The organism is Paraburkholderia caribensis, from assembly GCF_002902945.1.
GTDB lineage: Bacteria > Pseudomonadota > Gammaproteobacteria > Burkholderiales > Burkholderiaceae > Paraburkholderia > Paraburkholderia caribensis.
The window spans coordinates 298,943-325,853 of the sequence record NZ_CP026102.1; the positions used below are offsets into that span (position 1 = coordinate 298,943).

At 62.5% G+C, this 26,911-nt stretch carries 28 protein-coding genes; 18 read left to right on the plus strand and 10 right to left on the minus strand.

Annotated elements, in window-relative coordinates:
- The 6 genes from otnK (at position 1) to C2L66_RS17760 (ending at position 5,648) form a co-directional block, all read left to right on the plus strand.
- Positions 1 to 1,317 carry a 3-oxo-tetronate kinase gene (gene otnK, locus C2L66_RS17735; protein ID WP_060604157.1) on the plus strand — a complete coding sequence of 439 codons (1,317 nt, stop codon included), beginning with the start codon at positions 1 to 3 and terminating at the stop codon, positions 1,315 to 1,317.
- The gene (gene otnC / locus C2L66_RS17740; protein ID WP_060604154.1) at positions 1,314 to 1,970 is read left to right on the plus strand and encodes a 3-oxo-tetronate 4-phosphate decarboxylase; all 657 of its coding nucleotides are present in this window, start codon (positions 1,314 to 1,316) and stop codon (positions 1,968 to 1,970) included. Before otnK ends, otnC begins: the two co-directional genes overlap by 4 nt.
- Before the next feature lie 136 nt (positions 1,971 to 2,106).
- Positions 2,107 to 3,444, plus strand: coding sequence for an MFS transporter (locus C2L66_RS17745; protein WP_054932959.1), 1,338 nt, complete (start codon positions 2,107 to 2,109; stop codon positions 3,442 to 3,444).
- A gap of 25 nt (positions 3,445 to 3,469) precedes the next feature.
- On the plus strand, positions 3,470 to 4,258 hold the full coding sequence (gene otnI / locus C2L66_RS17750) for a 2-oxo-tetronate isomerase (protein WP_054932958.1): 789 nt from the start codon (positions 3,470 to 3,472) through the stop codon (positions 4,256 to 4,258).
- A gap of 48 nt (positions 4,259 to 4,306) precedes the next feature.
- On the plus strand, positions 4,307 to 5,296 hold the full coding sequence (gene denD, locus C2L66_RS17755) for a D-erythronate dehydrogenase (RefSeq protein ID WP_060604151.1): 990 nt from the start codon (positions 4,307 to 4,309) through the stop codon (positions 5,294 to 5,296).
- Between the two features lie 118 nt (positions 5,297 to 5,414).
- Positions 5,415 to 5,648, plus strand: coding sequence for a hypothetical protein (locus tag C2L66_RS17760; protein WP_224099899.1), 234 nt, complete (start codon positions 5,415 to 5,417; stop codon positions 5,646 to 5,648).
- Here C2L66_RS17760 and C2L66_RS17765 read toward each other — a convergent pair.
- The 8 genes from C2L66_RS17765 to C2L66_RS17800 all read right to left on the minus strand — a co-directional run bounded on the left by C2L66_RS17765 (position 5,645) and on the right by C2L66_RS17800 (position 11,106).
- Positions 5,645 to 6,703, minus strand: coding sequence for a GlxA family transcriptional regulator (locus tag C2L66_RS17765; protein ID WP_054932955.1), 1,059 nt, complete (start codon positions 6,701 to 6,703; stop codon positions 5,645 to 5,647). The genes C2L66_RS17760 and C2L66_RS17765 overlap by 4 nt on opposite strands.
- A gap of 94 nt (positions 6,704 to 6,797) precedes the next feature.
- Positions 6,798 to 7,559, minus strand: coding sequence for a CbtA family protein (locus C2L66_RS17770; protein WP_060604149.1), 762 nt, complete (start codon positions 7,557 to 7,559; stop codon positions 6,798 to 6,800).
- 13 nt (positions 7,560 to 7,572) lie between these two features.
- Positions 7,573 to 7,782 (minus strand): CbtB domain-containing protein, encoded by a 210-nt coding sequence (locus C2L66_RS17775; RefSeq protein ID WP_054932953.1) that lies wholly within the window; start codon positions 7,780 to 7,782, stop codon positions 7,573 to 7,575.
- Between the two features lie 42 nt (positions 7,783 to 7,824).
- A complete protein-coding gene (locus tag C2L66_RS17780) occupies positions 7,825 to 8,172 on the minus strand; it encodes a nitrile hydratase accessory protein (RefSeq protein WP_060604146.1) in 348 nt (115 codons plus the stop codon).
- Between the two features lie 10 nt (positions 8,173 to 8,182).
- The gene (nthA, locus tag C2L66_RS17785) at positions 8,183 to 8,806 is read right to left on the minus strand and encodes a nitrile hydratase subunit alpha (RefSeq protein ID WP_054932951.1); all 624 of its coding nucleotides are present in this window, start codon (positions 8,804 to 8,806) and stop codon (positions 8,183 to 8,185) included.
- An 18-nt stretch (positions 8,807 to 8,824) separates the two neighbouring features.
- Entirely contained in the window at positions 8,825 to 9,568 is a 744-nt protein-coding gene (gene nthB, locus C2L66_RS17790; RefSeq protein ID WP_060604142.1) for a nitrile hydratase subunit beta, read from the minus strand.
- Positions 9,569 to 9,598: 30 nt separating this feature from the next.
- Positions 9,599 to 10,102 carry a DUF1097 domain-containing protein gene (locus tag C2L66_RS17795; protein ID WP_054932949.1) on the minus strand — a complete coding sequence of 168 codons (504 nt, stop codon included), beginning with the start codon at positions 10,100 to 10,102 and terminating at the stop codon, positions 9,599 to 9,601.
- Between the two features lie 35 nt (positions 10,103 to 10,137).
- Complete coding sequence (locus C2L66_RS17800) at positions 10,138 to 11,106, minus strand: CobW family GTP-binding protein (protein ID WP_060604139.1); 969 nt, start codon at positions 11,104 to 11,106, stop codon at positions 10,138 to 10,140.
- 461 nt (positions 11,107 to 11,567) lie between these two features.
- On the opposite strand from C2L66_RS17800, the gene C2L66_RS17805 reads away from it, so the two are divergent.
- From C2L66_RS17805 to C2L66_RS17840, 8 genes are all read left to right on the plus strand, one after another.
- Entirely contained in the window at positions 11,568 to 11,882 is a 315-nt protein-coding gene (locus tag C2L66_RS17805; protein WP_060604136.1) for a hypothetical protein, read from the plus strand.
- Between the two features lie 21 nt (positions 11,883 to 11,903).
- On the plus strand, positions 11,904 to 12,719 hold the full coding sequence (locus C2L66_RS17810; protein ID WP_082433959.1) for a peptidoglycan-binding domain-containing protein: 816 nt from the start codon (positions 11,904 to 11,906) through the stop codon (positions 12,717 to 12,719).
- A 97-nt stretch (positions 12,720 to 12,816) separates the two neighbouring features.
- Positions 12,817 to 13,731: a LysR substrate-binding domain-containing protein gene (locus C2L66_RS17815; protein WP_060604129.1), complete on the plus strand. Its 915-nt coding sequence runs from the start codon at positions 12,817 to 12,819 to the stop codon at positions 13,729 to 13,731.
- 181 nt (positions 13,732 to 13,912) lie between these two features.
- Positions 13,913 to 15,193, plus strand: a complete 1,281-nt coding sequence (locus tag C2L66_RS17820) for a dicarboxylate/amino acid:cation symporter (RefSeq protein WP_060606968.1) — start codon at positions 13,913 to 13,915, stop codon at positions 15,191 to 15,193.
- A complete protein-coding gene (cuyB, locus tag C2L66_RS17825; RefSeq protein WP_060604126.1) occupies positions 15,190 to 16,671 on the plus strand; it encodes a cysteate racemase in 1,482 nt (493 codons plus the stop codon). Before C2L66_RS17820 ends, cuyB begins: the two co-directional genes overlap by 4 nt.
- An 86-nt stretch (positions 16,672 to 16,757) precedes the next feature.
- Positions 16,758 to 18,203, plus strand: coding sequence for an aspartate ammonia-lyase (gene aspA / locus C2L66_RS17830; RefSeq protein WP_060604123.1), 1,446 nt, complete (start codon positions 16,758 to 16,760; stop codon positions 18,201 to 18,203).
- Between the two features lie 280 nt (positions 18,204 to 18,483).
- Positions 18,484 to 19,791: a dicarboxylate/amino acid:cation symporter gene (locus C2L66_RS17835; RefSeq protein WP_054932942.1), complete on the plus strand. Its 1,308-nt coding sequence runs from the start codon at positions 18,484 to 18,486 to the stop codon at positions 19,789 to 19,791.
- 13 nt (positions 19,792 to 19,804) lie between these two features.
- On the plus strand, positions 19,805 to 20,752 hold the full coding sequence (locus C2L66_RS17840) for an amino acid ABC transporter substrate-binding protein (protein ID WP_060604119.1): 948 nt from the start codon (positions 19,805 to 19,807) through the stop codon (positions 20,750 to 20,752).
- A gap of 351 nt (positions 20,753 to 21,103) precedes the next feature.
- On the opposite strand, the gene nhaR is transcribed toward C2L66_RS17840, so the two are convergent.
- Complete coding sequence (gene nhaR / locus C2L66_RS17850) at positions 21,104 to 22,000, minus strand: transcriptional activator NhaR (RefSeq protein ID WP_060604116.1); 897 nt, start codon at positions 21,998 to 22,000, stop codon at positions 21,104 to 21,106.
- 146 nt (positions 22,001 to 22,146) lie between these two features.
- On the opposite strand from nhaR, the gene C2L66_RS17855 reads away from it, so the two are divergent.
- From C2L66_RS17855 to C2L66_RS17865, 3 genes are all read left to right on the plus strand, one after another.
- Entirely contained in the window at positions 22,147 to 22,629 is a 483-nt protein-coding gene (locus tag C2L66_RS17855; RefSeq protein ID WP_054932939.1) for a CBS domain-containing protein, read from the plus strand.
- A gap of 93 nt (positions 22,630 to 22,722) precedes the next feature.
- Entirely contained in the window at positions 22,723 to 23,688 is a 966-nt protein-coding gene (locus C2L66_RS17860; RefSeq protein ID WP_060604114.1) for a Tim44 domain-containing protein, read from the plus strand.
- Between the two features lie 34 nt (positions 23,689 to 23,722).
- On the plus strand, positions 23,723 to 24,058 hold the full coding sequence (locus C2L66_RS17865; RefSeq protein ID WP_103323710.1) for a hypothetical protein: 336 nt from the start codon (positions 23,723 to 23,725) through the stop codon (positions 24,056 to 24,058).
- Here the strand turns inward: C2L66_RS17865 and cadR are convergent.
- Positions 24,027 to 24,455 carry a Cd(II)/Pb(II)-responsive transcriptional regulator gene (cadR, locus tag C2L66_RS17870; RefSeq protein ID WP_060604110.1) on the minus strand — a complete coding sequence of 143 codons (429 nt, stop codon included), beginning with the start codon at positions 24,453 to 24,455 and terminating at the stop codon, positions 24,027 to 24,029. The two genes, C2L66_RS17865 and cadR, sit on opposite strands and share 32 nt — an antisense overlap.
- A 78-nt stretch (positions 24,456 to 24,533) precedes the next feature.
- Here cadR and C2L66_RS17875 point away from each other — a divergent pair, with 78 nt between their 5' ends.
- On the plus strand, positions 24,534 to 26,831 hold the full coding sequence (locus C2L66_RS17875; protein ID WP_060604107.1) for a heavy metal translocating P-type ATPase: 2,298 nt from the start codon (positions 24,534 to 24,536) through the stop codon (positions 26,829 to 26,831).
- Positions 26,832 to 26,911 lie beyond the last annotated feature (80 nt).

Genomic DNA, 26,911 nt, shown 5'->3' on the forward strand with positions numbered 1-26,911 from the left:
ATGACCACCTCTACCCGCAAGCCTCTGCTCGGCTGTATCGCCGACGACTTCACCGGCGCGACCGACCTCGCGAACATGCTGGTGCGCGGCGGCATGCGCACCGTCCAGACCATCGGCGTACCTACTGCCGATACCCACATCGAAGCCGATGCGCTGGTCGTCGCGCTGAAGTCACGCACCATCGACGCCGCCGATGCCGTCGCGCAGTCGCTCGCCGCGCTCGAATGGCTGCGCGCGCAAGGCTGCCGCCAGTTCTTCTTCAAGTACTGCTCGACCTTCGATTCGACGGATCAAGGCAATATCGGCCCCGTCGCCGATGCGCTGCTCGATGCGCTGTCGGCCGCCGGCGGCGGCACGCCGTTCACGATCGCGTGCCCGGCGTTTCCGGAGAACGGCCGCACGATCTATCGCGGACATCTGTTCGTGGGCGACGTGCTGCTCAACGAATCGGGCATGGAGCATCATCCGCTTACGCCGATGACGGACGCGAACCTGGTGCGCGTGCTGCAACGGCAGACGCGCTCGACAGTCGGCCTCGTACGCCATGACGTGGTGGCGCAAGGCCCGCAAGCCGTGCGCGCGTCGATCGATGCGCTGCGCCGCGACGGTGTGCGCATGGCGATCGCCGATGCTGTTTCGGACGCCGATCTCTACACGCTCGGCGAGGCCTGCGCGGAACTGCCGCTGATCACGGGCGGCTCGGGCGTCGCGCTCGGCTTGCCGGGCAATTTCCGCCGCGCCGGCCTGCTCGACGACGCCGCCGATGCGGGTGAACTGCCGCGCGTCGAAGGCGCGTCGGCCGTGCTGGCGGGCAGCGCATCGAAAGCGACCAACGCGCAGGTTGCCGCATGGCGCGAAACGCGCCCCGCGTTCCGCATCGATCCATTGGCGGCCGCGCGCGGCGAGCCCGTCGTCGATCAGGCGCTCGCCTTCGCGCGCGAGCATATGAATGCGGCGCAGCCTCAGCCCGTGCTGATCTACGCAACGGCATCGCCGGACGACGTGAAGGCCACGCAACGCGAACTCGGCGTCGCGCAGGCCGGCGAACTGGTCGAACGCACGCTGGCTGCGATCGCGCGCGGGCTGCACGATCTCGGCGTGCGCAAGTTCGTCGTCGCGGGCGGCGAGACATCGGGCGCCGTGGTGCAGGCGCTCGACGTCGAAATGCTGCGCATCGGCAAGCAGATTGATCCCGGCGTGCCGGCGACCGCGACCATCGGTGCGCAACCGCTCGCGCTCGCGCTCAAGTCGGGGAACTTCGGCGCCGTCGATTTCTTCGCGAAGGCGCTGCGTCAACTCGACGGAGGCGCGCAATGACGCTCGCCATCCACGCGAACAGCGAGGCGAAAGTCCGCGAAGAAATCTGCGTGACGGGCGCGAGCCTGTACGAGCGCGGCTACACCGTCGGCAGCGCGGGCAACATCAGCGCGCGCCTCGACGACGGCTGGCTGATCACGCCGACAGACGCGTGTCTCGGCCGTCTCGACCCCGCGCAGATCGCGAAGGTCGATCTCGAAGGCAACGCTGTTTCAGGCGGCAAGCCGTCGAAAACGCTCGCCCTGCATCGCGGCGTCTACGAGCGCAACCGCGAGGCGCGCGGCATCGTGCACACGCATTCGACGCATCTCGTCGCGCTGACGCTCGCGGGCGTCTGGAACGATGCCGACGTGCTGCCGCCCATCACGCCGTACTACGTGATGAAGGTCGGCCACATTCCGCTGATCCGCTACCGGCGTCCCGGCGATCCGCAGGTCGCGCAACAGATCGCGGCGCTCGCCGAAAGCGTGCGCGGCGTGCTGCTCGAACGGCTCGGGCCGGTGGTATGGGAGCGGTCCGTCTCTCAGGCTTCGTACGTGCTCGAAGAACTCGAAGAGACAGCGCGCCTGTGGCTGATGACGAACCCGCGTCCCGCCTCACTCGACGAAGCCGCGCTCGAAGAGTTGCGCGCGGTGTTCGGTGCGCGCTGGTGAATCGCTCGCACGCGTAAAGGCTCAACGGTCCGCGAACGCCGCGGACCATCCGCATGACCAACCAGGCATAAAGCCGGAGGACCGACCGCCATGAAGCGGTCGGCCAACAACCGGCGCCATCCGAAGGAGACAGTGCATGACTAGCTATCAGGCGGCATCCGCTCGCCCCGCCTCAACCGCCGACGCAGCCGGCCAACCCGGCGCGGCCGAAATCGAACGCACCTACGGCAAGGTGTTCTGGCGCATCGTGCCGTTCCTGATGCTGTGTTACGTGGTCGCGTATCTGGACCGCGTCAACGTCGGCTTCGCGAAGCTGCAGATGTCGCAGGACCTCGCGTTCAGCGAAACCGTATTCGGGCTGGGCGCGGGTGTGTTCTTCGTCGGTTACTTCCTGTTCGAATTGCCGAGCAATATCCTGATGCACAAGCTCGGCGCGCGGATCTGGATCGCACGGATCATGATCACCTGGGGCGTGATGTCCGCGCTCTTCGTCTTCGTGAAGACGCCCGCGCAGTTCTACGCGCTGCGCTTTCTGCTCGGCCTTGCCGAAGCCGGTTTCTATCCCGGCGTGATCCTGTACCTGACCTACTGGTTCCCGTCGCATCGTCGCGCGAAGATCATCGCAGTGTTCATGTCGGCGATTCCCGTGTCGGGCATTTTCGGCAATCCGCTGTCGGGCTGGATCATGCAGAGCTTCGATTCGCATCACGGATTCGCGGGCTGGCAATGGATGTTCGTGATCGAAGCGGTGCCCGCCATCGCTATCGGCATCGCGACGATTCTGTATCTCGACAACGGCATCGCCAGCGCGAAATGGCTCACGCCGCGCGAGAAGAAACTGCTCGCCGATGAAATCGCCGCGCAGCCGCAAGAAAAAGCGAAGTCGCATTCGGTGCGTGCTGTGTTTCGCGATCCGCGCACGTGGTGGATGTCGCTGATCTATTTCGCTTTCGTCACGGGTCAATATGGGTTGACGTTCTGGATGCCGACGCTCGTTAAATCGACGGGCGTGACGGGCGCGTTCCAGATCGGCCTGTTGAGCGCCATTCCGTTTCTGGTCGCGATCGTCGTGATGAACGTGATGGGCCACAGCGCGGACAAGCGCCGCGAGCGCCGCTGGCATCTGATCGGCCCTGCGCTCGCGGGTGCTGTCGGCTTCACGGTCGCGGCTTCGTTTGCTGACAACACGGTCGTATCGATCGCGTCCCTGTCGATCGCGGCAGCGGGCGTGCTGACTTGCGCGCCGCTGTTCTGGTCGCTGCCGACGGCGTTCATGTCGGGCGCGACGGCGGCGGCGGGTATTGCGATCATCAATTCGATCGGCAATCTGGCGGGCTTCGCGAGTCCGTACATGATCGGCTATCTTAAGGACCTCACGCACAGCACGCAGTCCGGCATGTACGTGCTCGCCGCGATGCTCGTGATCGGCGCGCTCGCCACCTGGCTGACGCCCGCGCGGCTCGTGAACCGCTAAACGTGCTTTAAAAGGAGTTGCTTCGATGCCTCGCTTCGCCGCCAATCTGACGATGATGTACAACGAACACGCGTTTCTCGATCGCTTCGCCGCTGCGGCGCGCGACGGTTTCGAGGCCGTGGAGTTCCTGTTCCCCTATGACTTTCCCGCTGCCGATCTGAAGGCGCGCCTCGACGAGCATGGCCTCACCCAGGCGTTGTTCAATGCGCCGCCCGGCGACTGGGCGGCGGGCGAGCGCGGCATCGCGTCGTTGCCGGGCCGCGAGGACGAGTTTCGCCGCAGCGTCGACACGGCGCTCGACTACGTGCGCGTGCTCGGCAACGACAAGCTGCATGTGATGGCGGGTTTGATCAAGCCGGAGCAATCGCGCGCCGCGCATCGCGAGGTGTATCTGAAGAACCTCGCGTACGCAGCGAAGGCCGCGCAGGCGGACGGCATCACCGTCGTCATCGAGCCGATCAACACGCGCGACATCCCCGGCTTCTTTCTGAACCGGCAGGACGATGCGCAGGCGATCTGCGCGGAAGTCGGCGCGGCCAACCTGAAAGTGCAGTTCGATCTTTACCACTGCCAGATCGTCGAAGGCGATCTCGCCGTGAAGCTCAAGCGCGATATGAAGGGCATCGGTCATATCCAGATTGCGGGCGTACCCGAGCGGCACGAGCCGGATATCGGCGAAGTGAACTATCCGTATCTGTTCTCGCTGATCGATGAACTGGGTTACGACGGCTGGATCGGCTGCGAATACCGGCCGCGTGCGGGCACGTCCGATGGACTTGGATGGATCAGGCCATACGTGAAGGCACGCGGCTGAGGTTGTACCTGAGCGCGTTCGACAGACACACTGAGGATTAACAGGAACATGAAAGTACTGATCACGGGCGGCGCGGGATTTCTCGGCCAGCGTCTCGCGCGCGAGTTGCTCGCGCGCGGCGAACTGAAGGGCACGGACGGACAGCGTCAGCCGATTACCGAACTGGTGTTGCTCGACGTCGTCGCGGCGCAAGGTCCGAAAGACGAACGCGTGCGCGTCGAAGTCGGCGACATTGCCGAGCGCAGCGTGCTCGAACGTCTGATCGACGACAAGACGGCGGCGATCTTCCATCTCGCGGCGATCGTCAGCGGCCAGGCGGAAGCCGATTTCGAGCTTGGCATGCGTATCAATCTGGACGCGTCGCGGCTGTTGCTCGACGTGTGCCGCGCGCGCGGGCATCGGCCGCGCGTTCTGTTCACGAGTTCGGTCGCCGTCTACGGCGGCGACTTGCCCGATGTCGTGCTCGACGAAACCGCGCTCAATCCGCAGTCGTCGTATGGCGCGCAGAAAGCGGGCGCCGAGCTGCTGCTCAACGACTACGCACGGCGCGGTTTCGTCGATGGCCGCGTGCTGCGGCTGCCGACCATCAGCGTGCGGCCGGGCAAGCCGAATGCGGCGGCGTCGTCGTTCGCGAGCGGCATCATTCGCGAGCCGCTGACTGGCGAGCCGGCCGTCTGCCCCGTGCGCGGCTCGACACGCTTGTGGCTGCTGTCGCCGCGCAAGGCGATCGAGTGTCTGATCGCGGGTAGCGAGATCGACAGCGCGGCGTTGGGCAAGAGCCGCACCGTGAACCTGCCGGGCGTGTCGGTGACGGTCGACGAAATGGTCGCCGCGCTGCGCGAAGTGGCGGGCGAGGCGGTCGCGGCGCGCATCGAATGGAAGGCGGACGAGCGTGTCGAGAAGATCGTCGGCAGCTGGCCTGCGCGATGGGATGTATCGCGCGCGACGCAGCTTGGGCTGCACGGCGACGCGTCGTTCAAGGACATCGTCCGCGCGTTCATCGACGACGAACTCGGCGGGAAGATTCCGCAGCACTGAGTGCATCGAGTTGAGCGGGAGCGTGCGTTCGCTCCCGTTATCTGCGCGCATCGGCTTCTATAATCGGACGATCCACTCACACCGAGGGAATCTGATGCGGCGCAGCGCGATTCTCCTGATGTTTTTTCTGACCGCGTGCAGCGCGACTGTCAAGCCGACGCTCACGAACGGCCGCGACGGTGCGGTGATTGCGTGTGACGGCCTGCTCTATAGCTGGAAGATCTGCGACAAGGCGGCAAGGAAAACATGTCCGGGCGGCTACGATGTGGTGGATCGCCAGGAAAGCAGAAACCACACCGATTACGGCAGCTATCCGACGCGCAAGCTCGTCGTGAGCTGCAAACAGTATTAGCGCGGGTCACGCATTGCGCTATTCGACACCGTGGCAGACACGCGAGACTCCCCGCGCGGCGCTGCCAATTTCTTCTTCTCTACGAGCGGCTTCTTCGATCTGAACCGGTCGCGATAGTCGGCCGGGTTGATCTGCAGACGGCGATGGAAGGTCCGGCGAAATCCGTCGGTGTCGTCGAAGCCGCAGCGTTGCGCGATGTCGCGCAGCGACAGGTCGGTGGCTTCGAGAAAGCGCCTCGCTGCATCGATACGCGCATTGGCGAGAAACGTCATCGGCGTGATGCCGCATTCCTTGGCGAACAGTCGCGACAGGTTGCGCGCGCTCATGTGCACGCGTTCGGCGAGCGACGCCACCGTATGGTCGACATGCAGGTTGTCGAGCATGAACTGCTGCAGCGCGACCATCTGCGAACCCGGCGACGCCTGCGTCTCCAGCAGCGGGCTGAATTGCGACTGCCCGCCCGCGCGCCGCAGATAGACGATCAGATACTTCGCGACATCGAGCGCCATCTGGCGGCCGAAGTCGTCTTCGATCATGGCGAGCGACAGATCGATGCCCGCCGTCACGCCCGCTGTCGTGTAGATATTGCCGTCCTGCACGAAGATGTGATCCGGTTCGATCTTCGCCTTAGGAAACGTCGCGGCAAGGCGAGGCACGTCCATCCAGTGTGTCGTCACCACCTTGTTGTCGAGCAGGCCCGCCGCGCCGAGCGCAAACAGCCCGTTGCAGATCGCCGACACGCGGCGGCAATGCCTGTGCTGTGTCCTGAGCCAGCCGCTCAACGCCGGGTCGTCGAACGTGTCGAAGATGCCGAGGCCGCCGGGCACGATGATCGTGTCGAACTCGGGGCATACGTCGAAGATCGTGCGGTCGGGCATGGTGTTCAAGCCACTCGACGATTGCACCGCGCCGCGCGTCGTGCCGACCGTCAGCATTTCGTATTCGCACTCGCCCTTGCTCAGTATCTTCACTTCGGCGAACGCATCCCTCGGCCCGGCGATATCGAGCAGCTGGAAACCGGGAAAGACAAGCATGCCGACCTTGATGCGTTTCATCGCGAGTGTCCGAATACGCTGGAAGACGGGCGCCCGCTTACGCGAGCGCCGCGAACGGTTAGTCTATACGGCAATGTCCGATGCGTCCGGGCGGTCAAAAAGCTTGCGTTGCTGCGCTCGCTTCGCGCGCATTGCGGCGCGCGGGCGAGTCCGCGAGCCCGAGGCGTTCGGCGAGCACGCCGAACAGCGCGCCTAGCGTCGCCCAGATCACGGCCTGCATGCCGATCGCGGCGATGCGGAATTTCCACAAGAGCGTGGCAGGGAAAGCGGCCGGGACTTCGTCGATGGCGGGCAAGGCCGCGAGCACGGCGGTCAGCATCACGACGAACGCGAGCAGCCCCGCCAGCGCGCCGTTCCATGCGCCCAAGCGCCGCGCGGCGACGCTGCGCACGTTCAGCGACAACACCATGATCGCGACCGAGATTGCGATGGCCAGGAAAAACAGTCCCGTGCGATAGCCGATCGTCTCCGGATCGCCGACGGACGGCGGGTTGGCGGGATACTTGAGATTCGGCACGACGACGAGCGCGACGAACGCGCCCAGCGCAAGCCACGCGGCGAGTGGCCGTGCGCCGAGCTTGCCGACGCGTCCCCACGCCCACGCAAAGGTCAGCGCGAAGAGCCCGCCAAACGCCGCGCCGTACGCGACGACGCCCGTCAGCAAACCGAGACCGGCTTGCGTGTCGCGGCTCACCAGTTCGGGTTCGTGCGCGTCGCCTTCCGTGGCGTGCGTATGTTCCTCGAAGGCGATCGCGCGATCGACCTGCGGCTCGCCCGCCACGCGCGCGAATCCAAACGCGATCAACCCCGCGACGACACCCGCGAGCATGCCGTGCATCAACAGCTTGCCGACCATGATGGTCTCCTTGTCAGTGGCAGGGAAAGCCGAGCAGATGGCGCCCGTCGTGCACGAACTCATGCACGTACATACCGGGCACCAGCGACGTCGCGCCTTCCTCCGCGCCGACAAAGTACAGCACCAGCAACATCAGCAGGCCGCCGAACACGATCCAGGGCAATAGCTCGCGCAATGGAATGGGCGTGAGCGCGTCTACGGGTTGGAGCACAGCATCGTTCATGAATGACCTCTTGAGTGTGATTGAATGTTCAGAATGTTCCGCTCACGATTGAGCCGCCGCGCGCCGCGCCGTGACGACTCGCGCGAGTTCGTCGCGCGATAGCACGCCGCTCGCTTCGACCACGTTCAACAACGCTTCGAGAAAGCGTTCGTAGTAGTCCCAGCGCGGCTGGTTCTCGCAGTCGATCGTTTCCCACTTCGCGATCGACGCAATCAGGCTCTGTCGAAAGTCTTCCCATTCGAAGCAGCCCGCCTTCGATAGCGACAGCGCGAGCCCGAACACGTCGCGTTCCCAGCGGTTGGTGAAGAACAGCTTGCCGTCCAGACGCGGCGGCGAGTCCGGCGTGCCGAGCATCGATGCCGCGGCGTATTCCTCGAAGCGCGTGAACATGGCGATGTCCTCAGGCCGCAGGCGCGGCGACGAGCGCGACGCCCATCATCGATTCCGGCGTGACGAGCGCGGCGAGTTCCTCCTCGTTCAGATGCTCCGTGTTCGCGGGACGCTCAGGCACGACGAACCAGCGGATTTGCGCGCTGCTGTCCCACACCTTCACTTCCTTATCCGCGGGCACGGTCACGCCGAATTCCTGCAACACCGCGCGCGGTTCGCGCACGCCGCGCGCGCGAAACACCGGGTCCTTGTACCAGTACGGCGGCAGGCCGAGCACGGGCCACGGGTAACACGAGCACAGCGTGCAGATGATCAGGTTGTGCACGTCGGCGTCGTTGGCGACGGCGGCCATGTGCTCGCCTTCCGCACCCGCCATGCCAAGCGGCAGCGAAAGCTCGGCAATCGCTTTGGGCGTGTCTTCAATGAGCCTTTGCTTGTACGCCGGATCGACCCACGCGTGCGCGACGATCTTCGCACCGTTGAACGGGCCTGCCATCGTCTCGAAGTGTGCGAGCACGGCATCGACGGAATCGCTGCCTATCACGCCTTTCTCGATCAACAACGCTTCGAGTGCGCGGACCTTGGCCGCACTCGATGCTTCGCGGTCTTCCGGATATTCGAACTGTTGGGTCATGCTGGTCTCGCTGTCGGTTTAGTTGGCCGGCTGCACGTAGGCTTCGTACAGGTCGGCGTAGAGGGTCGTGTTCGCTTCGCTCTTGCCTTCGCCCCAGATGTCGGCGGTATCGAAGGCGATCCGGTAGACGGGCATCGGCTCGCCGATGCCGTCCACGCCCGTCGACACGAAGTACGAGAACGCGCCCGGATAGACGAGATCGACGGTGCCCGTCTTGTTGCGCAGATAGCCGGGCAGACGCGTGTGATCGACGGCGTCGGGGTCGGCGATACGCACCGTGTCGCCTTTTGCAAAGCGTGCTTCCCGTTCGAGCGTGTGATAGCCCGAATCGCCGTTTTGCAGATATGAATCGACCTGCGCGGCGAGGGCTGTGTCCGGTTTGTGCGGCAAGGTGGCATCCGGGCTCGCGCGATAGTGCGCCGTCTTCTGCGCGAGTTCTTCCGCCGTGATGTAGCCCTGATCGACGAAGAACTGCGAAATGCCGCCTAGCCACTTCTCGTAGTAGCGGTACTTGAAGTAATCGAATGGCTGCATGTCTTCGGCGCCCGTGCGCAGCGACGCCCATGTCCAGTCGTTCTTGAACGTGGTCGGCAGCTGATCGATCGGGTAGGGATGCAGCGCGTTCGCCAGATGCGCGCTCTCGGCCATCATCACGGTATGAATGCCGAAGATGCGCTTTTCCCACGGCTCGACGAATACGCGCGTCTCGGTGCTGACAGGGCCGAGGTTTTCAATGCCGCCAAGGTGATGCTGTAATTTCACGGTTCGCTCCGCAGAGTGGTGAAGAGAGACTTAGCCAAGCCGGTGCTCGCGCCTGAATGCGAGCGCTTCGCCCACGACTTCCGACACGAAGCCGAACGCCGCGCCCGTCACGAGCGCGGCAGCGGCGACGAGCGCGGGGTTGCCGATGCCCGCCGTCGTGATCGCCTTGCCGGTGGCGACGGTGGTGCCGACTGTCGATGCAAAGCCCCACACGATCGCGGGCAACACGTCGAGCAGCTTGAGCTTCGACGCCTGCACCATCGCCGCGCTGCCGATGCCGACCAGCACGGCGGCCGCGAATGCGCCGCCGCTCGTCGCCGCAATGCACAGCAGCGTCAGCGAGGCGATCACGAGTCCCGTGAGGTTGGACGCGACGCTCTTGACGAAGCCGCCTCGGCCGCCGCCCAGCACGAAGAACGATGCCCAGGCGATGAACGTCACCCAGACGGGGACGGGAAGCAGGGTTCCCGTGAGCCATGTGTCGGCGACAGCAAGAACGCCGATGCTCAATGTGTACGCCTCAGGCTTTTTCATTTGCGTGCTCCTTCAAGGAAGTTGAGTGAAAAGGGTTAGTGCATGCAACTCAATAGACCGTCGCGCATGCGCACGGCGTCGATGTTTCTGCCGATCATCACGAAGCGGTTCTCGCGGTGTTCGTCGCGTGACCATGGCTTGCCGAACTTCGCGTCGAGCAGCATGTGAACGCTGTGAAAATGCAGCCGCCTCGCCTCGTCGTGCAGGTTGAGCACGCCTTTCATGCGCAGCAGTTGCTGGCCGTCGGTCTGCACGAGCTGATTGATCCAGCGGTTGAAGCGCGTTGCGTCGAGCGCGCCTGGCACGACGAACGCGCACGATGCAATGGTGTCGTCGTGTTCGTGGTCATGGGCTGCTTCGTCGAGCAGATCGGGTTCGACGGCGAGCAGGTTGTCGAGCGAAAAGCTGCGCACGCCCAGCAGCGAATCGACGGTGACGGCCGAGTGATTCGCGAAGTCGAGCTGCGCGGTGGGATTGAGCTGGCGGATGCGTTCGACGAGCGCATCGACTGCTTGCGGCGAGGCGAGGTCGGTCTTGTTGACGATGATCCGGTCGGCGAATACCACCTGTTCTCTTGCGATGTCGTCGTCGAGTTGCGCATCGGCATGCAATGCGTCGATAACGGCGACCACCGATTCCAGTTCGACGCGCTCGCGCACGTCGGGATCGGCGAGAAAGGTCTGCAAGACAGGCGCGGGATCGGCCAGGCCCGAGGTCTCGACGATCAGCCGTTCCAGCTGGTCGCCGAAGCGCGCGAGCAGATCGCGCACGCTCGCGACGAGGTCCGCGCGCACCGTGCAGCACACGCAGCCGTTGTTGATTTCGATGACGGCCTGTTCGTCGGCGACGATCAACTGGCCGTCGATACCCACTTCGCCGAACTCGTTCACGACGATGCCGATCTGCATGGGCCGTGTCGCGTCGAGGATGTGATTGACGAGTGTCGTCTTGCCGGCGCCGAGAAAGCCGGTCACTACGGTCGTAGGGATTTTCTTGAGTCGCATCGCGGTCGTCCTTGGCGCTTGCCTTGCGGCGGTGCGCAGGTTGGGAACGCACGATTCTTAGCGACTTCCAGGCCGAATTGTCGCGGCTGTCTTCGGGGCGACCATAGTTGGCAGGAATATGCGGCCAGGGTTACCGGATTTGCCGGAACGGTGCCGGACGGACAGAAGACGGGTGGGAGAGAAAAGGCGCGGCGCTATCGACAATGGGGCGCGCGTGATCGCAAACGGTGCGGGAGATGCATCGAAGCGTGCGGTGCGAGGTGCGAGGCTTGAAAAAGGGAAATGCAATGGTGTGTGCGACGCCACACATACGCGCATCGCCGAAATCTTATCCTCGGATATAAGCGTCAACCGATGGATCGCGAGTTGTTGCTGTTCTATCTCAGGGCCAGTTGCAGTTCAGGCTCGCGCAGGCGGGAGACTGCGATGGGTGTCCATGCATGTGCCGCTACGGAGTTAACATGATTCCTCCGATATTGCAGAGCGTTCAGCAGGCGTGCAACGATTTCTACAACAACACGGGGATACAGACGAGTCCACAGGCCGTGGACTTCATGGCTGGCGTCATTAGCCTCGTCACTGAAGATCCGCATCCCACCTGGAACATACCGGGAGGAAACGTCGAGAAGCTGACGCAAGCCTACCAGGCAGCCGTACCGATCTTTCTGTATCAGATTCTCAAGCAGATGGAATACGAAAGAAATATTACGGCGTTCGACGTGGTGCATTGGCTAGCCTTCAATCTGGATCAGTTCATTTGCGTGATCAAGAAATAGCGGACCCGGCAAAGCCTTCATATGTCTTCTCCTCCGCCATCGCCCGATCCTCCGCCGAGTCCGTGGACGGTTCTCAGTGAATTCTCGAAAGGCATTGTGACGCTTTCGAGTGCCATTTTCGCACTGACAGCGGCGTTCTCGGGCAATCTGCTCGGCAAGCCCAGTAGTTCGAACTACATTGTCCTGCTGCTGTTGTCGTGGGCGGCGCTTGCTTTTTCTATCTGGAGTGCTTCGACTTGTCAGGGTCTTCTGATTAATTTTCTAAGAGATCCCACTGACGATAAAAGCAGAAAGCGCGCAATCTGGAGAGCAAACGGGTCGCACTTCACGATGCTGCTCGGTCTCCTGTTGTTTGCCGCTTTCGCAATGTTATGTTTGAACGTCAAACCAGTCGAACCGCTCGATGCACGCGCAGCCGCCGACAAGACCGTGGGCGCCGCGACCGATATGTACAAACGTCCGGCGTCCGATTTCGCAGTTCGTACAGTGGAGTGGGTAGAACGCGCAAAGACCTATAACGTGACATTGGACCAGGCATCGGCGTCACGCCGTGTTGTCTTCGAGATCGATGCAACGAATGGGCACGTGATTCAAAGCTCGGTTCAGGACCTCACAAAACCCGTCGTGGTTCATCGTGATCCATTCGATATCCAGCTTCAACTCGCGAGACAGGGCTACAAGCCTGGACCGGTCGACGGCGTGATCGGAAAGCGAACCATCGCGGCGATTGCCCGTTTTCAGGCCGATCACGGGCTTGCAGCAAGCGGGATGGTAGATGAAGCGACATTGGCCGCCTTGTTTCCGACGCACGTTTCTTCGCAAGCAGGGGCTCCCTGACCGACCTTTCGGCGATGAATCCCGTTTAGTACCGTCGCGGTTTCTCACTCGTCAACGTAGGTAGAATGCCCGTGTCCCACAAGGCTACCCCTTCGCTATGGAAATCAAGTGGATCGAGGACTTCATTGCCCTCGCTCAGTACCAGAGCTTTTCACGCGCAGCAGAATTCCGGAACGTCACTCAATCTGGATTCAGCAGGCGCATTCAGTCTCTCGAACAATGGGTTGGCGCGGAACTGATCGACCGCAGCAGCTTTCCTCCCGTCCTGACGCCTGCGGGGCAACTGTTCCGCGAAGTCGCCGACGACGTCCTGAACAAGCTCTTCGATACCCGCGCGATCATCCGTACCGAGCAACGCATCGCCGGCAAGAGCCTGCAGATTGCAGCCGGGCACACGATCGCGTTGAGCTTCCTGCCTGCGTGGCTCAAGCATCTTTCGACTCACCTTGGCGAAGTGCGCGCACGTGTGGTGCCCACCAATGTGCACGACTCGATCCTGATGCTCGTGAACGGCAATTGCGAGTTGATGTTCGCGTACCACCATCCCGAACTACCGCTGCATCTCGATCCAGTGAAGTATGAGCACGTCACGGTCGGTATCGATACGCTCATGCCTGCGAGCCGGCCGAACCCGCGTCTGGCTCCGTTGTTCCGCCTGCCGGGAACGACGAAGCAGCCCTTGCCGCACATTTCGTACACGGAAACGAGCTACTTCGGACGTTGTCTTGCCTTGCTGCTCAGCCGGGCTTCCGATACGCCCGCCTTGCGGCTTCACTATGAGTCGGACATGGCCGAAGTGCTCAAGAAGCTCGTCATGGAGGGCGAAGGACTCGCGTGGTTGCCGAAGAGCGCCATCGCCGCCGAACTCGACGAGGGCGAACTGGTTCCCGCTGGGCCGTCTGCGTGGAATCTGGAGATCGAGCTTCGCGTCTACCGCGACGCATCCAACCGCAATGAGTTTCTGGATACGCTCTGGCAACATCTTCGTGCCGTTTCACCCGTGACGCGCTAGGGTTTTCCCGCCTTATGCGGATTTCGCATGCCCGCATGCAGCACTTGCATTCACGTGTTTTTGACCATCTCTACCATCCGTTCTGATTCTGACGCGACGTAAGGCCGACGTCGCTCCAGACCTCTTCCAGTGCACTGCAGTCGCCTTGCGATTGCAGTGCGCCACTCAAGGACGGATGGACATGAAAAATCGCCTTACTCTGAATATTGCCGCGGGGATGGTGCTCGGGGTCGTTGCTGGCTACGTGTGTCACACGAGCTTGTCCGACCCGGCGACGGTCAAGGCCGTGGCCGGTTATTTCTCGATCGTCACGGACATCTTTCTGCGGCTCATCAAGATGATCATCGCGCCGCTGGTCTTCGCGACCCTCGTGTCCGGGCTGGCGGGGATGGACAGCGGGCAGGATGTCGGCCGTATCGGCCTGCGCTCGGTGGGCTGGTTCATCTGTGCATCGTTGCTGTCTCTGGGTCTGGGTCTCGTGCTGGCCAATCTGCTGCAGCCGGGCGCCGGCCTCCATCTGGTCGAGAATGCCGGTGAGGTGAGTACCGGGCTCAATACGTCGGCGTTGAACGTCAAGGACGTCATCACGCACGCGTTTCCGACCAGCCTGATGGATGCGATGGCGCGCAACGACATCCTGCAGATTCTGGTGTTCTCCGTCCTGCTCGGACTCGCACTCAGTGCGTTGAAGAAAGACGAACGCGTGATGGTCGTCATCAAGGTCATCGACGGGATGGTGCCCGTCATGCTGCGCCTGACCAACTATGTGATGCGCGCCGCGCCATTGGGCGTGTTCGGGGCCATTGCTTCGGCGGTGACGCTGCGGGGCGTGGATGTGCTCTACACGTACGGCAAGCTGATTGGCTCGTTCTATCTGGGCCTGGCGCTGTTGTGGGCGATTCTGACGGGCGTTGGCTATGTGTTCCTCGGCCGTCGCGTCGGCACCTTGCTCAAGGCTGTGCGCGAGCCGGCTATGATCGCCTTCTCGACGGCCAGCAGCGAGGCAGCCTATCCGCGTCTGACGGAGCAGCTGGAGAAGTTCGGCGTCGACAAGAAGGTCGTCGGTTTCACGCTGCCGCTGGGCTATGCATTCAATCTGGATGGCTCGATGATGTATCAGGCGTTTGCCGCGATCTTCATCGCGCAGGCCTTCGGCGTAGACATGCCTGTTTCGCAGCAGATCTTCATGTTGCTGGTGCTGATGCTGAGCAGCAAGGGCATGGCCAGTGTGCCGCGCGGTTCGGTGGTCGTCGTCGCCGCGGTGGCGCCGATGTTCCATCTGCCTGCAGCAGGCGTGACGATGGTGCTCGCCATCGATCAGATCCTCGATATGGGACGCACCATGACGAACGTCATCGGCAATAGCGTAGCGACCGCCGTCATTGCAAAGTGGGAGGGCCGCCGGCAAAGCGAGCCTGTGGATGCGCCGCTGTTCGATCAGGCGGAGGTCGGAGCGAAATGACGTCCGGCAATGTCGACAACAGACGCAAGTACGGTATCGTCGGCGGCCTTGGGCCGCTGGGAAGCGCGGACGTGTTCTTCAAGCTCGTCAAGGCGATGCCGCCGTCGACGGACGCCGAGCACGCCGATCTGATTTTCCAGCAGCATCCGTTCAGGAGCTCCGGCGTGGGAAGCGCCGCCACGACCGAGCGCAAGCTGTACATCTTCAACATGATCCGCGATTTTGAAAAGCGGGGCGTGACGACAGTCGTGCTTCCCTGCTTTCTCAGTCACACCTTCATCGACGAACTGAAATCGAACACGACCCTGCAGATCGTCGATATGGTGGAAGCGGTGCGTCATCACATCCGCAAGCGTTTTCGCGGAGCGCGTCGCATAGGCATCCTCGCCTCGGACTACACGCGGGAGAAGCGTCTGTTCGAGCGTTACTTCACGCCGCCGGAGTTCGAGGTTGTCCATCCGCGCATGGATGACGGCATCGACCTCGTCACCGAAGCGGTGTACGGCCAGGAAGGCATCAAGACCGGCCATCTGCGCGGCCGGCCGGTCGAACTGCTGCACAACGCTTGCGCGGATCTTATCGAGCAAGGCGTCGATGTCATCGTTCCGGGCATGACCGAAATCGCGCTCGTCGCGGATGAAATCCGTCTGCTGAATGTGCCGCTGATCGATCCCAACCTCGTGTACGCGCAGCACGTCGTGTCGGGCCAATACGACCCGCCCTCGGGTGTGTTCAAGGTTGGGGTCGTGGGCGGCGTCGGCCCCGCTGCGACGATTGATTTCCTCGACAAGATCGTGCGCAACACACCGGCCCAACGGGACCAGGATCACATCAGGCTGCTGGTCGAACAGAACCCGCAGATTCCCGATCGTACCGAGAATCTGATTGGCGACGGCGCGGACCCGACGGTGTCGCTGTATGCAACGTGCAAGCGGCTGGAGGAGGGCGATGCCGACATCATCGCCATTCCGTGCAACACCGCCCACGCGTTTGTGGAACGCATCCAGCCGTACCTCGGCATTCCCATCGTGAACATGCTGACGGAAACGGTCCGCTATCTGCGCGAGTCGTATCCGGCGCAACGCGAGATCGGCGTGCTCGCGACCTCGGGCACGATTGCGAGCGGTGTTTATGAAAAAGCGCTTGAATCGCAGGGGCTTCGCCAGATTGCGCCGGGACCCGAACTCCAGGCGCGCGTGATGGAAGCGATCTACGGCAAGGACGGCGTGAAGGCAGGGTTCACGACGGGGCAATGTCAGGAAGACATCGCTGAAGCTGTCGAAGGCCTGATTGCAGAAGGTGTCGAAGTCATCGTGCTTGGCTGCACCGAACTCCCGCTGCTGCTGCCACACAGCGAGTTCACGGGCAGAAGCGGCGCGCGCGCGAGGCTGATCGATCCAACCGACGTGCTGGCCCGGCAGTGCATCGCGCATGCAACGGCGGCCAGCGAGTCACCCGCTCGCACGAGCACAACGTAACGCCAATTCTGTCGACGCGACGAACCCGTTGCCTGAATGCATCGGGTGCCGTCGAGCCATCACTGACACGCTAACGGAGCGACACGATGTCCCCATCCAATGAACGGATCGAGCACGATCTTCTTGGCGATCTGCCCGTGCCGAACGACGCCTACTACGGTGTGCACACGCTTCGCGCACTTGCCAATTTCCCGATCACCGGCATCCCGATCTCGACGTATCCGAATCTCGTCAACGCGCTGGCGTGCGTGAAAGAGGCGGCGGCCATGGCCAACTACGACCTCGGCCTGCTTGCGGAACACAAGATGAAGGCGATCGTTCACGCGTGCCGTGAGATCCGCAACGGCATCGCGCATGACCAGTTCGTTGTCGACGTCATTCAGGGCGGTGCGGGCACGTCGACCAACATGAACGCGAACGAAGTGATCGCCAATCTGGCGCTCGAACAGCTTGGCCACGCGCGCGGCGACTACGCGCTGCTGCATCCCAACGAAGACGTCAATCTCGGTCAAAGCACGAATGACGTGTACCCGACCGCGTTGAAGATCGCGACGTACATGGGGATCGTTCAGCTGGTGCATGCGATGGGGATATTGCGTCACTCATTCGAACGCAAGGCAGAGGAATTCCGCGACGACCTCAAGATGGGGCGAACGCAATTGCAGGACGCGGTTCCGATGACGCTCGGTCAGGAGTTCAGCACGTTCGCGGTCATGCTCGGAGAAGACGAAGAGCGGCTCATGGAAGCGTTGAAGCTGATCTGCGAGATCAATCTTGGCGCAACGGCCATCGGCACCGGCATTAACACCTCGCCCGAATACGCTGCGCTTGCGTGCCGGCATCTTGCCAGCATCACGGGCGTACCCGTCATTACGTCACCCAATCTCGTCGAGGCGACGCAAGACGTGGGCTCGTTCGTCCAGTTGTCGGGCGTGCTCAAGCGCGTGGCGATCAAGCTCTCCAAGACGTGTAACGACCTTCGGCTTCTTTCGAGCGGTCCGCGCGCGGGCTTTGGCGAGATCAATCTGCCGCCCGTCCAGGCGGGTTCCAGCATCATGCCTGGCAAGGTCAACCCGGTCATTCCGGAAGTCGTCAACCAGATCGCCTTTGAAGTCATCGGCAATGACGTGACTGTGAGCTTTGCGGCAGAAGCCGGTCAGCTGCAATTGAATGCGTTCGAGCCGCTGATTGCGCATAGCCTCTTCAAGAGCATTGCACACCTGCGTGCGGGATGCCTCACGCTTGCTTCGAAGTGTGTCGAGGGGATCACGGCGAATCGTGACCGGCTTCATGCGCTCGTCGAGAACTCGATCGGCATCGTGACGGCGCTCAATCCGTATATCGGTTATACCAACGCGACGCAGGTGGCGCGCGAGGCGCTCGCGTCGGGCAGAAGCGTCGCCGAGATCGTCGTGGAGAAGGGGCTGCTGAGCCGGGCGCAACTCGACGAAATCCTGCAACCGTCGATGCTGACCCAGCCCAGACAGGCCGTTGTGTTTTCGCCATCGCTGAACGAGGGGGACGGTGCTTGATGGCGCCTCGTCGCCCGCGATGGAAGTCTGCGCGGTTAGATCGTCGACTCTGGATGAGCGAAACGCTACACTCTGAGTATTCGACGACTACCGTAAGCTGTCGGGACGGGCCGAACTCCACGGGCCCGACGCACTACGGGCGCAGTCTTTGCCCTCCGGCATGTGATATTCCGCTGCCGGACAGTCTTGAACGTTGTAGATAGCATTCCGGGCAACGCCTGGCGCATCCTGTTTCGACCTTTCCATCCGCAATACACGCGTAGTGCATGGAGGCTTCGAGATGAACAGAAAAAATGCCGCGGCCATCTGGATTCTGATCGCGATGCTGTTGGGCATCGGGATCGGCTACATGATCTACACGAGTTTTCCGGACAAGAAGGCTGCCACCGAGATCGCGGGCTACATCTCGCTGGTGTCGGACGTGTTCCTGCGTCTGATCAAGATGGTGATCGGCCCGCTCGTCTTCTCTACGCTCGTGGTCGGCATTGCGCACATGGGCGACGCGGCCTCGGTCGGTCGCGTGTTCGCGAAAGCGCTAGGCTGGTTCGTCACCGCTTCGCTGGTCTCGCTGCTGCTCGGCCTGTTGATGTCCAATCTGCTCAGGCCCGGCGAGAATCTTGGGCTGCCGCTGCCCGACATTGGCGCGTCGGCGAACCTGGCCACCGCCAAGTTCACGCTGAAGGACTTCGTCGGTCACATGGTTCCCAGGTCCTTCGCCGAGTCGATGGCCAACAACGAAATCCTGCAGATCGTCGTGTTCTCGATGTTCTTCGGCATTGCGCTCGCCGCGCTGGGTGAGAAGGGCAAGGTGCTGGTGGCCGCGATCGACCAGCTCTCGCACGTCATGCTCAAGATCACCGGTTACGTGATGAAGCTCGCGCCGCTGGCGGTGCTGGCGGCGATGGCCTCTACCGTGGCCGTCAACGGGCTGACTATCCTGTTGAAGTTCGCGGTCTTCATGGGCGACTTCTACCTCAGCCTTTTCCTGTTGTGGGCGGTGCTCACGGCGGCTGGCTTCGTGTTCCTCGGGCCGCGCGTGTTCAAGCTGCTGGCGCTGATCAAGGAAGCATTCATGCTTTCCTTCGCGACCGCGAGTTCGGAGGCCGCGTATCCGAAGATTCTCGACGCGCTCGACCGTTTCGGCGTAAATCGCAAGATTTCCAGCTTTGTGATGCCGATGGGTTATTCGTTCAACCTCGACGGCTCGATGATGTATTGCACGTTCGCGACGCTGTTCATCGCCCAGGCGTACAACATGCACCTCTCGCTGGGTACGCAGCTGACCATGCTGCTGATCCTGATGCTGACGTCCAAAGGGATGGCCGGCGTGCCGCGCGCTTCACTGGTGGTGATTGCCGCCACGCTCAACCAGTTTGGCATTCCAGAAGCCGGGTTGCTGCTGATCCTGGGCGTGGATACGTTCCTCGACATGGGCCGTTCGGCGACGAACGCGGTGGGCAACTCGATTGCGAGCGCGGTGGTCGGCAAGTGGGAAGGGGCGCTGCTGTCAGAAGCCGACGCCGCGGCCAACGCGGCGCGCATCGACGCCGAACTCGGCGCGACGCTGGCCCATCCGGCGGAAAGCTGACAGGGACTGTGCCATGAAGACGCAGCGATTCTGGTCGATGCTGGCCATCGCGGGGCTGCTGGTGGCGGGTGCCGCAGTGCGGGCACAGGACGACCCGCAGTCATCCCGTCCGGTTCCCGACACCGCCGCGCCCGTCGCGCTGACGGGCACGCTGGCCAAGGTGCGGGAGTCGGGTGCGATCGCGCTGGGCTACCGCGAGTCGTCGGTGCCGTTTTCGTATCTGAACGCGCGCAACGAGCCGATCGGCTATTCGATCGAGCTGTGCAAGTCGCTCGTGTCGGCCATCGGGGACGCGGTCAACCGCACCCTGACCATCCAGTGGGTGCCTGTTACAGCCGAGAACCGCATTGACGCGGTGGTCGGCGGCCGTGTCGATCTGGAATGCGGCTCTACGACCAGCAACGTGGAGCGCCAGAAACGGGTGGCTTTCTCGCCGATCATTTTCGTGGCCGGCACCAAGGTGATGGTCAAGAAAGGCTCGCCGATCGGCTCGTTCCGCGACCTCGCTGGCAGGAAGGTAGCGGTGACGGCCGGCACCACCAACGAGAAGGCGTTACGCGATCTTGACCAGAAGTTCAGGCTGGGGATGCAATTGCAGGTGGTGCCTGACCACGCGCAGGGCTTCGCGCAGGTGGCCGAGGGAAAGGCCGATGCCTTCGCCACCGACGACGTTCTGCTGTATGGCCTGATCGCGGAGCATGCCGGCGCGGGCGGCGAGTACCGCGTGGTCGGCGACTATCTGTCTTATGACCCGTACGGCATCATGTTTCGCAAGGACGACCCGCGGCTCGCGCAAGTGGTGAGGGATACCTTCCAGGAGCTCGCGGCGGATGGGGAAATCGATCGCCAGTACAAGCGCTGGTTCTTGCGCCGCCTGCCGTCGGGCACCAGCCTCGACCTGCCGATGAGCAGGCAACTCCACACCATCATCGAGTCGATGGCGGGCGGCGAGGCGCAGTGAGCGGTGCGCTTGCGGCCACCTGGTGGCGCCACCCGCGATACCCGTAGTAACCACGTCTGTAGTAGTAACCAGGGCCATAGTAACCGCGGCCGTAATAGCCCCGATATCCGCCGTGCCAATAAGGATAACGATAGTATCCGGCCCAGGGGCGCGGTCCATAGATCACCGGCGGCCCGTAGACGACGGGCGGCGGCGCAACGAGGCATGAACGAATAGCGCTGAGTCCGTTTTCTATGGGTTCACTACGCGGTAGCTCATACGTGAGGCCGAAAGGCCCTGATCTTTAGAGTGGGCGGGTCGGAAGTCGTTCAGGGACGACGGAAGAGGGCATCGCAACGGAAGCCGGGTCGTCTAACCGTTGAACAGTTCGCTTCGCGCCGCGTCCATGATCATCGCAACAGCAGGATGGCTGATGCGGCGCTCGATCGAGATGGCATAGAACTCTTCGACGATGGTGTTGATCTGCCCGACCATCGTCAGTTTGTGCTCTGCCTGTAACTGGCTCTCCAGCGCGGTTGGCGCGAACAGCAGGCCGCGGCCCTCGCGGCCGAACGCCATGGTCATCGCGCCGTCGTCGAATTCGCCGACGATGCGCGGCGAAATGGCATGCGATGCCAGCCAGTGATCCAGCTTGCGGCGTACTGCGGATTCCGTGCCGGGCAGCAACACCGGCAACTGACCGAGCGACAACGGGAAGCGTTTCCTGGCGGTCTGGACCAGCGCAGGCGCGCCGAAGCAACTCAGCGTCGAACGGCCGAGCCGGTGGTTGAATGCCTTGATGTTGACATCGGCGGGAATGGGCGCATCCGCGATGATCAGGTCGAGGCGGTGCACGGCGAGTTGCGCGAGCAGCGCATGCAGCTTGCCTTCGTGACAGATCATGCGCAGCGAAACGGGCGCGCTGAGCGCGGGTTCCAGCAGCCGGTACGCGATTGCTTTCGGAACTGAATCCGCGATCCCGACACGAAACCGCGTTTGCGCACCGGATTCGTTCTCGCGCCGCACCGCGCTCTCCAGTTCCGAGCCCAGCGAGAATATTTCGTCCGCATAGTCGAGCACCAGCCGGCCTGCATCCGTCAGTTCGATGTTGCGCCCGCTCTTCCTGAACAGTTTTTTATCCAGCGCTTCTTCGAGCAGTTTGATCTGGCCGCTGAGCGTTTGCGGCGAGATGTGCAACTGCTCGCCAGCGCGGACGATCCCGCCCGCGTGCGCCGTGACCCAAAAATAATGCAGATGCTTGAAGTTCACGTGTCCTCCGTCAATGACTCAAAGCTACGGTTTTTACGAAGTATTGGCAACAAAAATACGAATTTTATGTTCTATCGGATTCGGTTAGATTGAAGCCTCGCACCTGGACGCCGGCGAGCGGCTAACGACACTGACAGAGGTGACTTATGGCATCGGTTGCGCAATTTCTTCGTTCAAAAGATTCCCGGACAGTGTGGTCCACCCACGCGTCCGCATCCGTCTACGACGCGATCGCGATCATGGCGCACCGCCGGGTGGGCGCACTGATCGTCGCAAACGAAGGACGCCTGGCCGGTATCGTGACGGAGCGCGATTACGCTCGGAAAATCGTCCTGATGGACCGCTCGTCAAGGAATACGCCGGTGCGCGACATCATGTCGACCGAGGTGCGCCATGTCGGCCCGCAGCACACGACCGACGAATGCATGGCGATCATGACCGCGCACCGGATACGTTATCTGCCTGTGATCACGGCCGGGCAGGTGATCGGAATGGTGTCGATCGGCGACCTGATCAAGAACCTGATTGCCGAGCAGGAACACACGATCCGGCAACTGGAGCACTACATCCACGGCAACGGTTTTCACGTGGGCCATCACGGCTTGCAGGCTCAAGGGCCGCGAGTTTGACGAGTCAATAAATATTACTGTTCGTAATGTTTTCCGCGCGACTATGAAGAGCGCGATCCGGGTAGCCCCCGGACTTACCAAAAGGGGTTTTTTATGTTCATGCAATTCGTCAATCACCTTCGACGCGCTGCCGGTACGGTAACGCGCGGGACGGCAGCGCTGGGTCTGGCGGGACTGCTGGCGCTCGGCGCCGTGGCGTCGAACGATGCAGAAGCGAAGCGGGTGGGCGGCGGTCAAAGCATCGGGCGCCAGTCGCAGTCGGCGTCGCCGTCCGGGCCGGCGCAACAGCGCCAGCAAGCCCAGCCCGCACAACAGGCGACCCAGGCGCCTGCTGCCGCGGCGCGTAACCGCTGGATGGGCCCGCTCGCCGGCCTCGCCGCCGGCCTTGGCATTGCGGCGCTGCTGTCGTCGTTCGGGATGGCTGAAGGACTGGCGCAAATGCTGTCGAATGCGCTGCTCATCGGGCTGGTGGTTTTGGCCGGCGTGATGCTGTTCCGCTTCATTGCCAACCGGCGTCGTCCGGATCTGGCTTATGGACATGGCGCCGCGAACCGGCAGCAAACGAACGGCTCGCCATTTCTCAACCAGATGGGGCAAGCGCGGCCTGAAGCGACGCCCATGGGCTGGCCGCGCGCAGCGATGGGTTCGGCGGGCGCTGCAGGCGCTGTGCAGGCACCGGGACTTGCGCTCGGGCCCGACCAGGCGGCCTTTCTGGTATCGGCAAAGACTCTGTTCATGCGTCTTCAAGGCGCGTGGGACAGGAACGAGCAGGGGGACCTGTTCGAGTTGACGACGCCGGAAATGTTCAGGCAACTGAAGATGGATCTGGAAGCCCGGGGGCGCGAGCCGAGCGTGACGGAAGTCACGCAACTCGATGCCGAGGTGCTGGGCACGCAAAGCAACGCGGAGGAAACACTGGTCAGCGTTCGCTTTTACGGTCAGATGCGGGAGGACGACGCGCAGACGGCCCAGCCGTTCCAGGAGATCTGGAACATCGTCAGGAACGCACAGGGCGACCAGGCGTGGCGAGTGGCGGGCATCGAGCAGATGAACCACTAACCATGCGTAGTTGAACGGGCAGTCGGCTTGCTGCATGTCAGCGAGCCGACGTCGTTTTATTGTCAGCGGGGCAGCGACCGTTGGAGAGGGTAAGCAAAGCGCGCTGCGCGAACAGACTCCAACGCATGAGTTCGCCACCTTGATGCTCATCAAGGACGCGCCGGATCAGATCGAACTTGGCCGCGCTGAGCTCGACACGCTGCTGCAGCGCCAGCCCATATCACTGAGAAACCTCGCTTCAGGACGCCCACGTCCTCATGTCACGCGCGATGGCGATTCCATGCTCAAGGCGGTTTCCCGGATCCGCCAGACAATCAAGCTTCCCGTGCTGCAAACCGTTACACATGACTGTGCGACGGGGCAGCGCTGACGACGTCCATCGTGCCGAGCTCTTGCATGATGCCGCAATCCTGGACGGCATTTTCGGCAGGACAACGCCCACGCAGGGCCAACAACTGACTTTTCAGAACGCCAAGCTCTTCGATACGGCGGACGACGTGTTCGATATGTTCGTCGATAAGGTCATTCACAGCCGTACAGTCCGCTTCTGGCGAGTCCCCAGCCTCTAGAAGTTTGCGGATCTCCTCGTGACTCATATCGAGCGCCCGACAGTTGCGGATGAATCGTAGCCGCTGAACGTGCGAGTCGTCATAGCTGCGGTAATTAGCATCTGTCCGCGCGGGGAGCGGAAGAAGACGCTCCTTCTCGTAAAACCGCACCGTATCGGTCGTGCAGCCCGCTAGCCGGGCGAGTTCGCTGATTTTCATCGAGATTCCTTTCAAACGCTTGACCTTGGAGTGGCTCCAAGGTGTTTACTGCACCATAAATCAAGCAAGGAATCCACCATGTCCGCTTCCAGTCTGTCTCGCTCCAAATCGCACGATGCGCCGGGACTTGCGCACGATCACCCGCGAGATCACGGCCACGCGCATGACGATCATGACCACGACCATGCCGATGACCGCAATCACGCGCACGGCGACGGTTGCTGCACGCCGGCCGCGGCGAGGTTCGAGATGATGGAGGCATCGACGGTGGTCGCGGACGGGGTTCGCACGCCAATCCGCATCCTGCAGATGGATTGTCCGACGGAGGAAGCACTGATCCGCAAGAAGCTGGCAGGCATGAAGTCGGTCACGAGCATGGAATTCAACCTGATGCAGCGGGTGTTGACGGTGGTCCATGCTCCAGATGCGCTCGATGCTGTGCTCGCCGCAGTCCGCTCATTGGGTTTCACGCCCGAGGTGACCGAGTCCGGCGCGAAGGCGCAGCCCGTCCCGGAAGTCCCCCAGAAGCCGTGGTGGCCGCTCGCGTTGTCCGCCATTGCGGCGATTGCGTCCGAAGCGGCCAGCTGGCTCGGACAGCCGCAATGGGTGACGGCCGCACTCGCCATCCTGGCGGTTGTCGCGTGTGGATTGACGACGTACCGCAAGGGCTGGGTCGCCATCCGTAACGGTAACCTGAACATCAACGCGCTGATGAGCATTGCGGTGACGGGCGCATTGATCCTGCGCCAGTGGCCGGAAGCCGCGATGGTGATGGTCCTGTTCACGATCGCCGAACTGATCGAGGCGAAATCTCTCGACCGTGCGCGCAACGCGATCCAGGGCCTGATGCGACTCGCCCCGGATAAGGCGACGGTACAACAGGCCGACGGGTCGTGGGTCGAAGTGGATGCGCAAGCCGTAGCTGTCGGCGCGACGGTGCGCGTGCGACCGGGTGAACGAATCGGACTCGACGGGGAAATCGTGTCCGGTCGCTCAACCATCAACCAGGCGCCGATCACGGGAGAAAGCCTGCCCGTCGAAAAAGCGGAAGGCGATCAGGTATTCGCCGGAACGATCAACGACTCGGGTTCGTTTGAGTATCGCGTCACGGCAACTGCAAGTAACACGACCCTTGCGCGGATCATTCATGCGGTAGAGGAGGCGCAGGGTGCCAAGGCGCCCACGCAACGCTTCGTCGACCAGTTTGCGCGAGTCTATACACCCGTTGTTTTCGCGATCGCGCTCGCCATTGCCGTGGTGCCACCGCTCGTGATGGGCGGCGGCTGGCAGGAGTGGATCTATAAGGCGCTCGTGCTGCTCGTCATTGCCTGCCCGTGTGCGCTTGTCATTTCGACGCCCGTTTCGATCGTCAGTGGTCTTGCCGCCGCTGCACGGCATGGGATTCTGATCAAGGGCGGCACCTACCTCGAACAGGGCCGGAAGCTCACGTGGCTGGCTCTCGACAAGACGGGCACCATCACGCACGGAAAGCCCGTCCAGACCGATTTCGAACTACGTGCCGAAGTCGATTCCCAACGTTGCCGCACGCTGGCCGTCAGCCTTGCAGGGCGTTCGGATCATCCGGTATCGCAGGCAATTGCCCAGACGCCCGACGCTCGAAGCCTGGTGCAACTGGCGGTCGAGGACTTCGCGGCGATTCCGGGGCGCGGCGTGCGCGGGGTCATCGACGGTGTGCAGTATTCGCTCGGCAACCACCGGCTGATCGAGGAACTGGGCCGCTGTTCGCCCGACCTGGAAGCCCGTCTCGACGTGCTGGAGCGGCAGGGCAAGACCGTCGTGATGCTGGTCGATGCCAATCGGGTCCTTGCGCTCTTTGCCGTCGCGGATACGGTCAAGGACAGCAGCAGAGCGGCGATCGCGGCGCTGCACGGATTGGGCGTTCGCACTGCGATGTTGACGGGTGACAATCCGCACACGGCGGACGCGATCGCGAAGCAGGTCGGTATCGATCGGGCCGAAGGCGACCAGTTGCCAGAAGACAAGCTGCGGGTGATCGAAGCGCTATCGGCGGATGGTGCGGTCGTGGGAATGGTCGGCGATGGCATTAACGACGCACCTGCGCTGGCACGTGCGGACATCGGTTTTGCGATGGGTGCCATGGGTACCGATACGGCAATCGAAACCGCAGACGTGGCGCTGATGGACGACGACCTGCGGAAGATTCCGGTGTTCATCCGTCTGTCGCGCGCGACCCGCACGATTCTCGTTCAGAACATCACGGTTGCCCTGGGGATCAAGGCAGTCTTTCTCGGCTTGACTCTGGCTGGTCTGGGCACGATGTGGATGGCGGTCTTTGCCGACGTGGGCGCGAGTCTTCTCGTCGTAGGCAATGGGCTGCGGCTGCTGCGCAAATGAAGATCGTCGTGATCGCGCAACTATCCTGAAGAGGCAAACGATATGGGATTCTGGGAAAGGATGCTTGGCGGACATCATGG